The 14061-nt window shown below is 74.4% G+C and carries 13 protein-coding genes; 11 read left to right on the top strand and 2 right to left on the bottom strand.

Features of this window, described 5'->3' with window-relative positions:
- Positions 1 to 25 precede the first annotated feature (25 nt).
- From IEY96_RS12770 to IEY96_RS12750, 5 genes are all read left to right on the top strand, one after another.
- Positions 26 to 541 carry a hemerythrin domain-containing protein gene (locus tag IEY96_RS12770; RefSeq protein ID WP_229791567.1) on the top strand — a complete coding sequence of 172 codons (516 nt, stop codon included), beginning with the start codon at positions 26 to 28 and terminating at the stop codon, positions 539 to 541.
- Positions 538 to 1431, top strand: a complete 894-nt coding sequence (locus IEY96_RS12765; protein WP_189195031.1) for an oxidoreductase — start codon at positions 538 to 540, stop codon at positions 1429 to 1431. Before IEY96_RS12770 ends, IEY96_RS12765 begins: the two co-directional genes overlap by 4 nt.
- 86 nt (positions 1432 to 1517) lie before the next feature.
- Positions 1518 to 2441: an LLM class flavin-dependent oxidoreductase gene (locus tag IEY96_RS12760; RefSeq protein ID WP_189195030.1), complete on the top strand. Its 924-nt coding sequence runs from the start codon at positions 1518 to 1520 to the stop codon at positions 2439 to 2441.
- Between the two features lie 108 nt (positions 2442 to 2549).
- Complete coding sequence (locus IEY96_RS12755) at positions 2550 to 3056, top strand: DinB family protein (protein WP_229791566.1); 507 nt, start codon at positions 2550 to 2552, stop codon at positions 3054 to 3056.
- A gap of 124 nt (positions 3057 to 3180) precedes the next feature.
- On the top strand, positions 3181 to 4080 hold the full coding sequence (locus tag IEY96_RS12750; RefSeq protein ID WP_189195028.1) for a TIGR01777 family oxidoreductase: 900 nt from the start codon (positions 3181 to 3183) through the stop codon (positions 4078 to 4080).
- Between the two features lie 24 nt (positions 4081 to 4104).
- On the opposite strand, the gene IEY96_RS12745 is transcribed toward IEY96_RS12750, so the two are convergent.
- The gene (locus IEY96_RS12745) at positions 4105 to 5313 is read right to left on the bottom strand and encodes an extracellular catalytic domain type 1 short-chain-length polyhydroxyalkanoate depolymerase (protein ID WP_189195027.1); all 1209 of its coding nucleotides are present in this window, start codon (positions 5311 to 5313) and stop codon (positions 4105 to 4107) included.
- 190 nt (positions 5314 to 5503) lie between these two features.
- Here IEY96_RS12745 and IEY96_RS12740 point away from each other — a divergent pair, with 190 nt between their 5' ends.
- The 4 genes from IEY96_RS12740 to nadE all read left to right on the top strand — a co-directional run bounded on the left by IEY96_RS12740 (position 5504) and on the right by nadE (position 9270).
- Positions 5504 to 7321 carry a DUF6311 domain-containing protein gene (locus IEY96_RS12740; RefSeq protein WP_189195026.1) on the top strand — a complete coding sequence of 606 codons (1818 nt, stop codon included), beginning with the start codon at positions 5504 to 5506 and terminating at the stop codon, positions 7319 to 7321.
- 67 nt (positions 7322 to 7388) lie between these two features.
- Complete coding sequence (lipB, locus tag IEY96_RS12735) at positions 7389 to 8030, top strand: lipoyl(octanoyl) transferase LipB (protein ID WP_189195025.1); 642 nt, start codon at positions 7389 to 7391, stop codon at positions 8028 to 8030.
- A 5-nt stretch (positions 8031 to 8035) separates the two neighbouring features.
- Positions 8036 to 8428, top strand: coding sequence for a VOC family protein (locus IEY96_RS12730; RefSeq protein ID WP_189195024.1), 393 nt, complete (start codon positions 8036 to 8038; stop codon positions 8426 to 8428).
- A 17-nt stretch (positions 8429 to 8445) separates the two neighbouring features.
- Positions 8446 to 9270: an NAD(+) synthase gene (gene nadE, locus IEY96_RS12725; RefSeq protein ID WP_308429904.1), complete on the top strand. Its 825-nt coding sequence runs from the start codon at positions 8446 to 8448 to the stop codon at positions 9268 to 9270.
- Between the two features lie 101 nt (positions 9271 to 9371).
- On the opposite strand, the gene aspS is transcribed toward nadE, so the two are convergent.
- Complete coding sequence (gene aspS / locus IEY96_RS12720) at positions 9372 to 10658, bottom strand: aspartate--tRNA(Asn) ligase (RefSeq protein WP_189195023.1); 1287 nt, start codon at positions 10656 to 10658, stop codon at positions 9372 to 9374.
- Positions 10659 to 11014: 356 nt separating this feature from the next.
- Here aspS and lipA point away from each other — a divergent pair, with 356 nt between their 5' ends.
- Positions 11015 to 12061, top strand: coding sequence for a lipoyl synthase (gene lipA, locus IEY96_RS12715; protein WP_189195022.1), 1047 nt, complete (start codon positions 11015 to 11017; stop codon positions 12059 to 12061).
- 60 nt (positions 12062 to 12121) lie between these two features.
- Complete coding sequence (locus IEY96_RS12710) at positions 12122 to 14035, top strand: DUF423 domain-containing protein (RefSeq protein ID WP_229791565.1); 1914 nt, start codon at positions 12122 to 12124, stop codon at positions 14033 to 14035.
- Positions 14036 to 14061: the final 26 nt, after the last annotated feature.

The raw sequence follows: 14061 nt of genomic DNA, 5'->3' as shown, positions 1-14061 counted from the left end.
GAGGCGCGGGACAGCAGGGGACCATGTGCACCCATCCCACCCACCGAGCGGCCGGCTGACCGCCCTCGGCACCCAGTTGATCGAGATCCACCACTGGCTCCGCGAGGAGCTGACCCGGCTCCGCGCGAGCCTCGACTCCCCCGACGGCGGCGGCGCCGCACTCTCCCGGGAACTGCGCGCGCACTGCGTCGGCTTCTGCGCGGCGCTGGACCGGCACCACACCGGCGAGGACGGCGGCGCGTTCCAGGTGCTGGCCGATCAGGCGCCCGAGCTGCGCCCGGTGCTGGCCGAGCTGAGCGCGGACCACCGGATCGTCGCCGACCTGCTGCGCCGGATCGAGGCCCTGCTCGCCGAGGCGGCCGACGGCCGGTCCGTCCGGGCCGAGCTGGACGGGCTGGCCGCGTTGCTGGAGTCGCACTTCACCTACGAGGAACGGAAACTGGTCGCCGCGTTGAACCACCTGGCGGGCGACCCCGTGGAACTGCTCGGCGTGACGCCTCCCGGGAACGGGGACCTTCTCGAACGGACGGAGACCGCATGACCATCGACACCGTCGACGCCGCCGCGGCCGGCACCTGGCAGCTCGGCGACCGCACCGTCAACCGGATCGGCTTCGGCGCGATGCGGCTGACCGCGAACGCGGACGGCAGCGCCAGCGACCGGGACCGGGCCGTGGCGGTGCTGCGCCGCGCGGTCGAGCTGGGGGTCAACCACATCGACACCGCCGCGTTCTACTTCTCGCCGCTGCGCTCGGCCAACGAGCTGATCAACCGGGCGCTGTCGCCGTACCCGGCGGATCTGGTCATCGCCACCAAGGTGGGGCCGGGCAAGGACCCGTCCGGCCAGTGGCTGCCGATGGCCCGGCCGGACCAGCTCCGCGGCCAGGTCGAGGAGAACCTGCGCCAGCTCGGCAGGGACCACCTCGACGTGGTCAACCTCCGGGTGTACGGGCCGGAGCCGCTTGCCGAGCACTTCGGCGCGCTCGCCGCGCTGCGCGACGCCGGCCTGATCCGCCACCTCGGCGTCTCGGCCGTGACGCCGCAGCAGGTCGCCGAGGCGCGCACGATCGCCCCGGTGGTCTGCGTGCAGAACTCGTGGGGCCTCGGCTACCGGCGGAGCAACGACGCGCTGATCCGCGACTGCGCCGCGCACGGGACCGCGTTCGTGCCGTTCTTCTCCCTCGCCACCAGCGGCCGGGAGGCCGGGGCGAGCGGCCAGGAGCACGACGAGGTGCGCGCGGTGGCCCGGGCGCACGGGGTGGCCCCGGCGCAGGTGCGGCTGGCCTGGACGCTGCACCGGAGCCCGAACGTGCTCGCCATCCCCGGCACCGGCAACCCGGCGCACCTGGAGCAGAACGTCGCGGCCGGCGCGCTGCGGCTCACCGACGACGACCTGTCCCGCCTCGACGCCGTCCACGAGTCGGCCGGCTGAGCCCGCGCCCGGCCCGGATTCGCCGGTCAGCAGAATCGGCGGGTCCGGGCTGGCCGGGACAAGCGTATCCCGGGAATGCTGGGCCGATGGTGATCTTCTCCGTGCAGGCCCGGCCGACCGACGCGACGGGCTGGACCGACCTGGCCCGCCGGGTCGAGGCCGCCGGCTTCGACGCGCTGCTGGCCTCCGACCACCCGGGCCACGGCGCGTCGCCCTTCGTGGCCCTCGCCGCCGCGGCGGCGGTGACCTCGACCCTCGGTCTCGGCTCCTACGTCTCGAACGCCGGCGTGCGGGAGCCGATCCTGCTCGCCACCGACGTGGCCACCCTCGACGTGGTCTCGGGCGGCCGGGCCCGGCTCGGCCTCGGCGCCGGGCACACCCCGGCCGAGTGGCGGGCCGTCGGGCGGGAACGGCCCGACGTCGCCGCCCGGGTAAGGCGCTGCGTCGCGGTCGCCGAGGCCGTGCGCGACCTGCTGGCCGGGAACGAGGTCACGGTGGACACCCCGGAGCTGGCCGCATACGCCGCCCGGCTGACCGAGCTGCGACCCGTGCAGGGCCGGGTCCCGCTCACCATGGGTACGGCCAACTCGACGCTGCTGCGCTGGGCCGGCGCGCACGCCGACGTGGTGGGGCTGACCGGCTTCGGGCGTACCCTCGCCGACGGCCACAACCACGACGTGCGCTGGCGGGTCGACCAGATCGAGGCGCAGCTCGCGCACGTGGCGGCCGGCGCGGCCGGGCGGGACACACCGCCCGCCCTGGAGGCCCTGATCCAGCAGGTCACCGTGACCGACGACGCCGAAGCCGCCGCCGCCTCGATCGCCGCCGACACCGGGCTGAGCGTCGCCGACCTGCTGGCCACGCCGTTCGTGCTGATCGGCACCGCCGACGAGATCGTCGCGGCGGTCTCGCGGCACCAGCGCCGCTGGGGGATCACCCGCTTCGTGGTACGCGCCGACGCCGTCGACGTGCTGGCCCCGCTTCTCCCCCGGCTCGCCGCCGGCGCGTAGCAGGACCCCACCACACCGATGACCCGCGGGAACGTGCGCGTCGGATGAGCGTCCTCCAACATTGCCGGCGTCAACCACCCGCCGTCGAACGCGTGTACGATGCGACAGGTGATCGACGAGCGGTTCGCGTTGCCGGCCACCGTGGACGAACGGACCCTGCTGGAGACCTTCCTCGACTTCCAGCGGGACGCCCTGGTCCGCAAGTGCGCCGGGCTCACCGACGCGCAACTGCGCCTGCGCCCGGTGCACTCCTCCGGCCTGTCGCTGATCGGCCTGGTCCGGCACCTGGCCACGGTGGAGCGTTGGTACTTCCAGGCGGTGCTCGCCGACGCCTTCCCGGGCGACCTGTTCGACCTCACCGACGACCCGGACGCCCCGTTCACCGACGTCGCCCAGGCCACCGGCGCGGAGACCTTCGCGCTCTGGCGCACAGAGGTGGCCGCCTCGCGGCGGATCGCCGCCGAGCGCCCGCTGGACGCGGTCGGCCGCCACCCCCACACCGGGCGGACGCACTCGCTGCGCTGGATCCTCGCGCACATGACCGACGAGTACGCCCGCCACCTCGGGCACGCCGACGTCCTGCGCGAGGCGATCGACGGCCGGACCGGGGAGTGAACCGCGCCTCACGCCGCCGCCCGGTTCGTAGCGCCGGGAAGGTCAACCGGCAAGAGCCGCGAACGACGAGTGAGTGATTTCGCTCAACGCATCCAAGTCGGGATCCGTACCCGAAGATATGGACATGCGGATCCTCATGGCCGGAGTGTCCGGCTTCCTCGGCACCCGACTGGTCGACCGGCTCACCGCGGACGGGCACCAGGTCACCCGCCTGGTCCGCCGCGCACCGCGCAACCCCGACGAGCGGCAGTGGAACCCGTCCGCCGCGCAGCTCGACCCGCAGGTCGTCGCCGACGCCGACGCGGTGGTCAACCTGGCCGGCGCCGGGGTGGGCGACAAGCGCTGGAACGACGCGTACCGGGGCCTGATCCGGTCGAGCCGGGTGGACAGCACCACCACCCTGGCGATCACCATCGCCGGCCTGCCGGCCGCCGACCGGCCCGCGGTGCTGCTCAACTCCTCCGCCGTCGGCTGGTACGGCAACACCGGCGACCGGACGGTCGAGGAGGACTCGCCGGCGGGCGAGGGCTTCCTGGCCGACGTCTGCCGGGTCTGGGAGGCCGCCACCCGCCCGGCCGAGGACGCCGGTGTCCGGGTGGTGCGGCTGCGTACCGGACTGCCGTTGCACCGCGACGGCGGCATGCTCAAGCCGCAGCTGCTGCCGTTCCGGCTGGGCGTCGGCGGCAAGCTGGGCAGCGGCCGGCAGTGGCTGCCGTGGATCTCGCTGCGGGACTGGCTGGACGGGGTGACCTTCCTGCTGGGCCGGGACGACCTCGCCGGTCCGGTCAACGTGGTCGGTCCGGCCCCGGTCACCAACGCCGAGTTCACCCGGGAGCTGGCCCGCCAGCTGCACCGGCCGGCGGTGATGCCGATCCCCGCGCTGGCCCTGAAGGTCGCCCTCGGCGGGTTCGCCCACGAGGCGCTCACCAGCACCCGGGTCCTTCCCGGCGTGCTCGGCCGGGCCGGCTTCACCTGGACCCACCCGGACCTGCCGAGCGCGCTGCACGCCGCCCTCACCGAGTGACCGGCGAGGGCGGCGGCGGCGCGGTCAGCAGCCGATGACCCAGTAGCTGGGGCCGGTCTGCTTGAGGGTGCTCGTGTAGAAGGTGTTGTAGAGGCCCATCCGCTGGTTGCTGCCCAGCGCGTAGGCGTAGCCGCCGGACTGGTAGGCCCGGCCGGCCGAGACGTGCGCGTAGTTGCTGGCGGTGACGCAGACCGGCGCGGTGGTCGGGGTCGGCGTGGGCGACGCGGTCGCCGTGGGAGTGGGGCTCGGCGTGCCGCCCCCGTTCAGCCCGAAGAAGAGCGCGTCCCGGTAGGTCGAGCAGATGGTGTCCAGGAAGTACGCCCCGGCCGTGCCGCACTGGTCGGTGGCCGAGCCCGGGTCGACCGGGGTGCCGTGGCCCATGCCGGAGACCCGGTAGAGCCGCACCTGGTCGCTGCCGTAGACCTCCAGGCTGGTGCCGCCCGGCAGGGAGGCGGTGCTCGTCGGGGTCTGCGACACGCCCAGCACGTTGGTCCACTGGTCCCGCGACTCGGCGGCGTTCAGTGGCGCGACGGTGGTGTCCGAGGTGCCGTGCCAGATGGCCACCCGGGGGCGCGTGCCGGTGTAGCCGGCGTAGGCGTTGCGGACCAGGTCGCCCCACTGCGCCGGGGTCTTGTCCACGCCGGGGTTCATGCAGGTGAAGGCGTTGGTCATGCTGGTGGCGCAGCGGTAGGGGATGCCGGCGATGATCGAGCCGGCGGCGAAGACGTCCGGGTAGGTGGCGAGCATGACGGCGCTCATCGCCGCGCCGGCCGAGAGACCGCTGACGTAGACCCGGCTCCCGTTGACGGAATAGTTGGTCTTCGCGTAGTCGACCATCTGCTTGATCGACAGCGCTTCGCCCTGGCCCCGGGCGGTGTCGCCGGTCTCGAACCAGTTGAAGCAGGAGTTGGCGTTGTTGGCCGAGGGCTGCTGCGGCACGATGAGCGCGAACTTCCACTGGTCGGCGTACTTCTGCCAGCCGGAGTTGGTGAAGTAGGTCGAGGCGTTCTGGGTGCAGCCGTGCAGCAGCACCACGGCCGGGGCGTTGGCCGGCAGGCCGTCCGGGCGGTAGGCGTACATGGCCAGGTTTCCGGGGTTGGAGCCGAAGCCGGTGACCTGGGTGAGCGTGGCGGCCTGCGCGGGGAGCGCGACGACGAGGACGGCGGCCGCGGCCAGCACGACTCCGGCCGCCACCCCGGCCAGGCGGGTGAGAAGGGATGAGGAGCGGGACACGGCGACCTCCCTGGTTGCGGAATGTGAACTGGGTCACCTTCGAGTTGCCGCGACGTTACGTCCGTGTTTCACGCCCCCGGAATGGCCGCCGCTCACACATTCACGAACGCCGAAGTGTGCGGGCCGGGCCGCGCCAACCAGGTTTCGTGTCTGACCGGCGTGTCCAGGTCCGGTTGGTAACGTCCGCTGCGTGCCGTCCTCCCCGTCCCTGGTCACCGGCCCGTCGACCGCGCCCGCCGTTCGCAACCGGCGCGCCGACCTGCTGCTGGTGCTCGCCGCGGTGGCGCTGGCCCTCTGGGTGACCAGCGGGATGTGGCGGGACCCCAACACCCGCATGATCACCGTCAACTCCAGCGACCAGGCCCTCTTCGAGTGGCTGCTGGCCTTCGGCGGGCACGCGGTCACCCACGGGGAGAATCCGCTCTTCACCCACCTGATCAACGTCCCGGACGGGGTGAACCTCGCGGTCAACACCTCGATCACCGCGTACGCGGTGGTCTTCGCGCCGCTGACGTACCTGATCGGACCGCCCGCGACGTTCCTGGTGATCCTCACGCTCAACCTCGCGGCCACCGCGGTGGCCTGGTACTGGCTGCTCAGCCGGTACCTGGTCGCCAGCCGGCTGGCCGCCGGGGTCGGCGCCCTCTTCATCGCCTACTGCCCGGCCATGGTGTCGCACGCCAACGCGCATCTGAACTGGACCGCCGGCTGGCTGGTGCCGCTGCTCATCTGGGGCGTGCTCCGGCTGCGCCGCCCCGGGCGCGCGATCGCCGGCGGGGTTGTGCTCGGCGTGCTGGTGGCGGTCGCCTTCTCGATCGCCGCCGAGGGGCTCTTCTTCACGGCCCTGGCGATCGCCCTGTTCCTGCTGGTGTGGGCGCTGCACCCGGCCCGCCGGGCCGAGGCGCGGGCCGCCCTGCCGAGCTTCCTGCGCGGGCTCGGCGTGACCGCGCTCGTGTCCGGGGTGCTGCTGGCGTACCCGCTGTGGCTGCACTTCGCCGGACCGCAGCGGTTCCACGGCACCGGCTTCGACCCGATGATCCACTCCGAGGACATCGCCGCGTACGGGTCGTATCCGCGCCGGTCGCTGGCCGGCTGGGCCGGGCTGGGCACCTCGCTCGCGCCCAACCCCACCGAGGAGAACTCCTTCTTCGGGATCCCGCTGCTGCTGCTCGCCGTCGCCTGCTTCGTCCTGCTCTGGCGGCGCGCCGACCGGGCGTTCCGGGCCACCCTCACCGCGCTCGGGGTGACCGCGGTGGTCTTCGCCGTGCTCTCCTGGGGCCCCACGGCCAAGTGGAACGGCCGGCGCACCGACCAACTGCTGCCGTTCGGGGTGCTGGACAACCTGCCGGTGATCAACGCGGCACTGCCCTCCCGGCTCGCCCTGGTGGTGGCCCCGGTGATCGGGCTGCTGCTGGCGTACGCGGTCGACACCCTGCGCGCCCGGCCGCCCCGGCACCGCTCCACCCAGCTGGCCTGGGCGATCGGCTTCGCCGCCGCGCTGCTGCCGCTGCTGCCCACCCCGCTGCTGACCAGCGTCCGGGAGCCGGTCCCGGCGTTCATCACCAGCGGCGCCTGGCAGCGCTACGTCTCCCCCGGCGGGGTGCTCACCCCGCTGCCGCTCACCGTGGACCTCTATCCGGACGGCCAGCGCTGGCAGGCGTACGCCCTGGCCCACCGGCAGGGCGAGTTCCGCATCCCGGCCGGCTTCTTCCTCGGCCCGGGCGGGCCGGACGGCCGGGGCCGGATCGGGCCGGTGCCGCGCACCTTCAGCGCGCTGGTGGACCAGGCCGGGCGGACCGGGCTGGTGCCGATCATCACCGACGGCAGCATCCGGGAGTCCCGGGCCGACCTGCACTACTGGGGGGTCGAGACGGTGGTGCTGACCGACCGGGTGCACGGCGCGAAGTTCGACGTCGACGAGGAGGCGGTCCGCCGCACCGCGACCGCCCTGCTCGGCCCGCCCGAGCGGGTCGAGGACGTCTGGGTCTGGCGCGTCCCCCCACCCTGACCCCGGTCGGGGAATGGCGACGAGGCTCACGCGGCCCGGTCCGGGCCCGCGGGACTAGGGTGGACGGGTGAGCGTGACTACTTCCGGGGTGAGCGCCGTTCGTGCCGGGCTGCTCGACTACCAGGCCGCCTGGGACGAGCAGCGCCGGCTGCACGAGGCCGTGGTGGCCGGCGAGCAGGGCGACACCGTGCTGCTGCTGGAGCACCCCAGCGTCTACACCGCCGGCAAGCGGACCGAGCCGTGGGACCGGCCGGTGGACGGCACCCCCGTGATCGACGTGGACCGCGGCGGCAAGATCACCTGGCACGGGCCGGGGCAGCTGGTCGGCTACCCCATCGTCAAGCTGCCCGACCCGGTCGACGTGGTGGCGTACGTCCGGCGCACCGAGCAGCTGCTGATCGACGTCTGCGCCGAGTTCGGGCTCGCCGCGGGGCGGGTCGAGGGGCGCAGCGGGGTCTGGGTGCCGGAGGACGACCGGGGGCCGGCCCGCAAGGTGGCCGCCATCGGCATCCGGGTGGCCCGGGGCGTGACCCTGCACGGCTTCTCGATCAACTGCGACTGCGACCTCGGCCACTTCGACCGGATCGTGCCGTGCGGCATCCGCGACGCCGGGGTCACCTCGCTCACCGCCGAGCTGGGCCGCCCCATCACGGTCGCCGACGTGCTGCCGGTGGTCGAGCGGCGCCTGCCCACCCTCGTCCAGGTCTGACCCGGGTGCGGATCGATCTCGTCACCCTCGTCGTCGCCGACTACGACCCGGCGATCGCCTTCTTCACCGAGGTGCTCGGCTTCGAGCTGGTGGAGGACACCCCGTCGCTGACCAACGACGGCCGGCCGAAGCGCTGGGTGGTGGTCCGCCCGCCGGGCGGCGGCACCGGGCTGCTGCTGGCCCGCGCCGACGGGGAGCGGCAGGCCGCCGCGGTGGGCGACCAGACCCACGGCCGGGTCGGCTTCTTCCTCCAGGTCGACGACTTCGACGCCACCTACCGGCGGATGGTCGAGGCGAAGGTCGAGTTCGTGAAGCCCCCGCGCACCGAGCCGTACGGGCGGGTCGCCGTCTTCCGCGACCTCGCCGGCAACCCCTGGGACCTGCTCGGTCCCGCCTGAGCAGGAGAGGACCCCCGATGACCGACGTGATGTCGATCCGGCAGCGGATCGCCGAGGAGCTCCAGGTGTCGGCGACCTTCGACGCCGCCGAGGAGATCGAGCGGCGCGTCGTCTTCCTCGCCGACCGCCTGGTCGACACCGGCCTCACGACGCTGGTCCTGGGCATCAGCGGCGGCGTGGACTCGACCACCACCGGCCGGCTCTGCCAGCTCGCCGCGGAGCGGGCCCGCGCGGCCGGCCACCCGGCCGTCTTCGTCGCCATGCGCCTGCCGTACGGGGTGCAGGCCGACGAGCACCACGCCCAGGCGGCGCTGGCGTTCATCCGGCCGGACCGGCTGCTCACGGTCGACGTCAAGCCGGCCGCCGACGCCGCCCTGGACGCGCTGGTCGCCGCCGGGCTGACCTTCCGCGACGCCGCCCAGCAGGACTTCGTGCTCGGCAACGTCAAGGCCCGGCAGCGCATGATCGCCCAGTACGCGGTGGCCGGCGCGGCGGGCGGGCTGGTGGTCGGCACCGACCACGCCGCCGAGGCGGTCACCGGCTTCTTCACCAAGCACGGCGACGGCGCGGCGGACCTGGTCCCGCTGACCGGGCTGACCAAGCGGCGGGTGCGGGCGCTCGCCGCAGCGCTCGGCGCCCCCGCCGAACTGGTCGGCAAGGCGCCCACGGCCGACCTGGAGAGCCTCGCCCCGGGCAAGCTCGACGAGGACGCGCTCGGCCTGGCCTACGAGCACATCGACGACTACCTGGAGGGCCGACCGGTGCCGGCCGAGGTGGAGGCGGCGCTGGTGGAGCGCTACCGGGCCACCGAGCACAAGCGCCAGCTCCCGATCGCTCCCTGACGCACCGCGGCTGCCCGGCCCCGCGCCCCGGTTCCTCCTCCACACCGGCTCGCCCAGCGGAGGGGCCCCTGTCAGGTCGACAAGGGGCCCCTCCTCTCGCCTCAGGGCGTGAGGCGGTGCAGGTCGCGCGGGAACGCGGTCACCTCGCGGACGTTGGCCGCGCCGGTGAGCCGGGCGACGAAGCGTTCCAGCCCGATGGCGAAGCCCCCGTGCGGCGGCATGCCGTGCCGGAACGCGTCCACGTACCCGGCGTACGGCTCGACCGGCTCGCCGCGGGCCGCCAGGGCGGCCAGGTAGTCCTCGTACCGGTGCAGCCGCTGCCCGCCGGTGACCAGCTCCATCCCCCGGAACAGCAGGTCGAAGCCGTTGGAGTGGGTCGGCCGCGCCGGGTCCGGGTGGGTGTAGAACGGCCGCTTCGCCATCGGGTACCCGGTGACGAAGAGGAAGTCCGAGCCGTGCTCGCGAAGCGCCCACTCCCCCAGCGCCCGCTCGTGCGCCGGGGCGAGGTCCGGCTCGTCGGCCGGTGCCCCGGCGATCTTCAGCGCCTCGATGAAGTGCACGGCCGGGATCTCGGCGGGCACCCCGGGCAGGGTCAGGTCGAGGGTGGCGAGCGCCCCGCCGGCCCGCTCCGCGACCTCGGCCAGCATCCCGGCCAGGGTCTCCCGCAGCACGGCCATCACGTCCCGGTGGTCGGCCACGAAACCCAGCTCGACGTCGAGCGAGGTGTACTGGGCCAGGTGCCGGACGGTGTCGTGCGGCTCGGCGCGGAACACCGGCCCGACCTCGTACACCCGCTCGAAGACGCCGACCATGAGCTGCTTGTAGAACTGCGGCGACTGGGCCAGGTACGCGGGCCGGCCGAACCAGTCCAGCGCGAACACGTTCGCCCCGCTCTCAGTGGACGAGGCGACCACCTTCGGGGTGTGGATCTCCACGAACCCGCGGGCGTCGAGGGCGGCCCGGAAGCCGGCCACCGCCGCCGCCGAGATCCGCAGCGCCGCCGACCGGGTCGGGTGGCGCAGCGCGGTCGGCGCGTGGTCGAGCTGGGTGGGCAGGGTGGCGGTGAGCGCCGGCCGGTACAGGTCGAACGGCGGCGGGACGGCGGGCGGGCCGAGTGGGCGTACCGTCGGCTCGGCCAGCTCGACCCCGGCGGGCGCCGTGGCGTTCGCGACCACCGTGCCGACCACCTCGACGACGGTCTCCTCGGGCAGCGACTCGACGGCCGCGCGCACGGCGGGGTCGGTGACCACCACCTGGGCCAGGCCGGCGGCGTCCCGCACGATCAGGAAGGCCACCGACTTGAGCAGCCGGCGGCGGTGCACCCAGCCGGCGATCCGCACGGTGGCGCCGACATGGTGGCTGAGCTGGGAGGACAGGATGCGTTGCACGGCGGTACCTCCTTGGTCAATCGCAACGCGATCCCCGGGAGGTGTGGGCGAGCGGGAGCCTCGCGGTGCCACCACACCTTCGCCCTCCGCCTCGGCGGAGGGCCTCGTTCGTCGCCTTTTCACCGGGGCCAGCCGGGCGGGTTCTACTGGGCGCGGAGGCCGTTCTTCCCGCAGCTCGGGAGGGTCTTCGCAGGGCCGGCGCCAGACCGCCTTCCAGCACATCGGCGGCTCTCTGGCTGGCGGATCGGCCCGCTACTCGGCTCCGTCGCAGCTTTGCCGGGGAGGTTAGCACCCGAACCCGGCCCGTGTGACGGCCATTTTTCGCCACTGGTGTCCGGTGTCACAACGAATCGGGCGTGACGGCCGTCGCCCGCCGTTCATCGACCGCCACCGACCGGCGTAGGCTCGGTTTTGTGACGATCGAGCACTCCGCGCCGAGGACCGAGCCGGCAGCGCGCACCGCGACCGTCGCCCCCGAGGGGCGGCGCATGCTGCGGATCGAGGCGCGCAACGCCGAGACGCCGATCGAGCGCAAGCCGCCGTGGATCAAGGTCAAGGCCAAGATGGGCCCGGAGTACACCCAGCTGCGCGGGCTCGTCTCGCGTGAGGGGCTGCACACCGTCTGCCAGGAGGCCGGCTGCCCCAACATCTACGAGTGCTGGGAGGACCGGGAAGCCACCTTCCTCATCGGTGGCGACCAGTGCACCCGGCGCTGCGACTTCTGCCAGATCGACACCGGCAAGCCCGCCGAGTTCGACGCCGACGAGCCCCGCCGGGTCGCCGAGTCCGTCGCCGCCATGGGTCTGCGCTACGCCACCATCACCGGCGTGGCCCGCGACGACCTGCCCGACGGTGGCGCCTGGCTCTACGCCGAGACGGTCCGGCAGATCCACGCCCTCCAGTCCGGCTGCGGCGTCGAGCTGCTGATCCCCGACTTCAACGCGGTGCCCGAGCAGCTCGCCGAGGTGTTCGGCGCCCGCCCCGAGGTGCTGGCGCACAACGTCGAGACCGTGCCGCGGATCTTCAAGCGGATCCGCCCGGCGTTCCGCTACGAGCGCTCCCTCGACGTGATCCGCCAGGCGCGCGCCGCCGGCCTGGTCACCAAGAGCAACCTGATCCTCGGCATGGGCGAGGAGCGGGCCGAGGTCTCCCAGGCGCTGCGCGACCTGCACGAGGCCGGCTGCGAGCTGATCACCATCACCCAGTACCTGCGCCCCTCCCCCCGGCACCACCCGGTCACCCGCTGGGTCAAGCCGGAGGAGTTCGTCGAGCTGCGCGAGGAGGCCGAGGAGATCGGCTTCGCCGGCGTGATGAGCGGCCCGCTGGTCCGCTCGTCGTACCGGGCCGGGCGGCTCTACCAGCAGGCGCTCGCCGCCCGCGACGAGGTCGTCGCCGCCGGCTGAGGCCGGCCGTCCACCGCGTCGCCCGCCGCCGGCCACCCGCCGGATGCCATGATCCCAGGGATGACCGCCGGGGTACGCCAGGAGCCGCGCGAGGCCACCCGCCCGCGTACGCCCCGGCGTACCCGGCTGCCGGCGCTGCTCGCCCTGCTGGTCGGGCTGGCCGGGGTCGGCTACCGGCTGGCGCTGCTGCTCGCCGACGCGCCGCCCACCAACAGCGACGAGGCGACGATGGGGCTGGCCGCCCTGCACATCGCCCGTGGCGACGGCTTCCCGGTCTGGTTCTACGGGCAGGCGTACATGGGCACGCTGGAGGCGTACCTCGCTGCGCCGCTGGTCGCCCTGGCCGGCCCGTCGGTGCTCGTCCTGCGGCTGCCCACCCTGGCGCTGTACGCCCTCTTCCTCGCCCTGTCCTGGCGGCTCACCCGCCGGCTCGGCGGCGACCGGTGGTTCGCCCTGCTCGTGGTCGGCTTCCTCGCCCTCGGCTCGGACCGGGTGGTGAAGAACCAGCTCATCGCCGGGGGCGGCTACCCCGAGCTGAACCCGGCCGGGGTGGCGCTGGCCCTGCTCACCGTGGGACTCTGCGCCGGCGCCCCGGGAGCGCGGCTGCCGCGTCGGGCGGCCGCGGACAGACCAGCGGAACCGCTGCCCCTTCGGGCCACCGCGTCCGGGTCGGCGGCGCGACTGCCCCGCTGGGCGGGCTGGGGGCTCATCTCCGGCCTGCTGCTCTGGGCCGATCCGCTGATCCTGCCGTTCGTGCTGGCGCTCGGGGCGGTGCTGGCAGGGTGTCGGCGGCGGGAGCTGATCGGGCGGGCCGGCGCAGCCCTGGCCGCAGGACTGCTGCTGGGCGCGGCGCCGATGCTGCTGGACAGCCTCCGGCACGGCCGAAACCCGCTCGCGGCCGTGCTGGCCGCCAGCGGCGCCGATGCGGCGGCGAGCTGGGGCGAGCGGTTGTACGGCGGCCTGGTGCTCGGCCCGCCCCTGGCCATGGGCTTCTGCTCCCCGGGCCACTGCGCCCCGTGGCAACTGTGGTGGGCGCCGGCGTTCGTCGTCCTGCTGCTCCTCGCGGCGGTCATCGCCTGGCGCGCCCTCCGCCGGCCCCTCTCACCCGCCGATCTTGGACACTTTCCGTTCGCTGCGAACGACAACTGTCCAAGATCGGGCGACGATCCCGCCGGCGCGACAGAGCGGCGGGTGTCGGCGGCCGTGCGGCTCGCGCTGCTCGCCGGGGCGGCGGCGGTGCTGGCGGCCTACACGGCGAGCAACGCGGCCGGGCGGACCCCGATCGAGAGCGCCCGCTACCTCTCGGTGCTGGCGGTCGCCACGCCGGCCCTGCTCTGGCCCCTCTGGACCGCCGCCCGCCGGGCCGGCCTCTGGCCCGCACCCGCCGAGCCGCCCCACCGGCCCGGCCACCACCTCGGCGAGCCGGCGGGGTCCGAGCTGCCAGGTCTGCGCCAGGTCGGCGAGCTGGCGGCGTCCGACCTGCCGGGTGTGCGCCAGGTCGGCGAGCTGGAGTCGATCGACCGGGGGGCGGAAGGCCGGGGGTGGATCCGAGCGGCCGGGGTGGCGGCGGTCGCGGTGCTGGTGGGGATGCTCGGCGCCGGGGCGGTCGCCACGGCGGACGCGATCCGGGCCGTACCGGCCACCCACGCGGAGGCCGACCGGCACCGGGCGCTCGTCGACACCCTCGGCGCGCTGGGCGTGCGGCACGTGCGCGGCGGCTACTGGACCTGCAACCGGCTCACCTTCGCCACCGGCGAGGGCGTGCGCTGCGCGGTGGTCGACGACGAGCTGCGCCCCGGGTTCGACCGACTGCCCGCGTACCGGCGGGCGGTGGACGCCGACCCGGACGCGGCCTGGGTGGCGCCGGCCGGGTCGCCGCTGGCCGCCCGGCTGGACGCGCGGCTCGGGCCCGGCCCGGGCGCCCTCGACCTGGTCACCGTGGCCGGCTGGCAGATCTACCTGCCCCGCCGCTGAACGGATCCGCCCGGCCGCCGTTGAGC

The organism is Micromonospora fulviviridis, assembly GCF_014648395.1.
In the GTDB taxonomy this organism is placed as follows: domain Bacteria; phylum Actinomycetota; class Actinomycetes; order Mycobacteriales; family Micromonosporaceae; genus Micromonospora; species Micromonospora fulviviridis.
The sequence above is the reverse complement of the archived record's forward strand: the minus strand, read 5'-3'. Positions and strand labels throughout refer to the sequence as shown.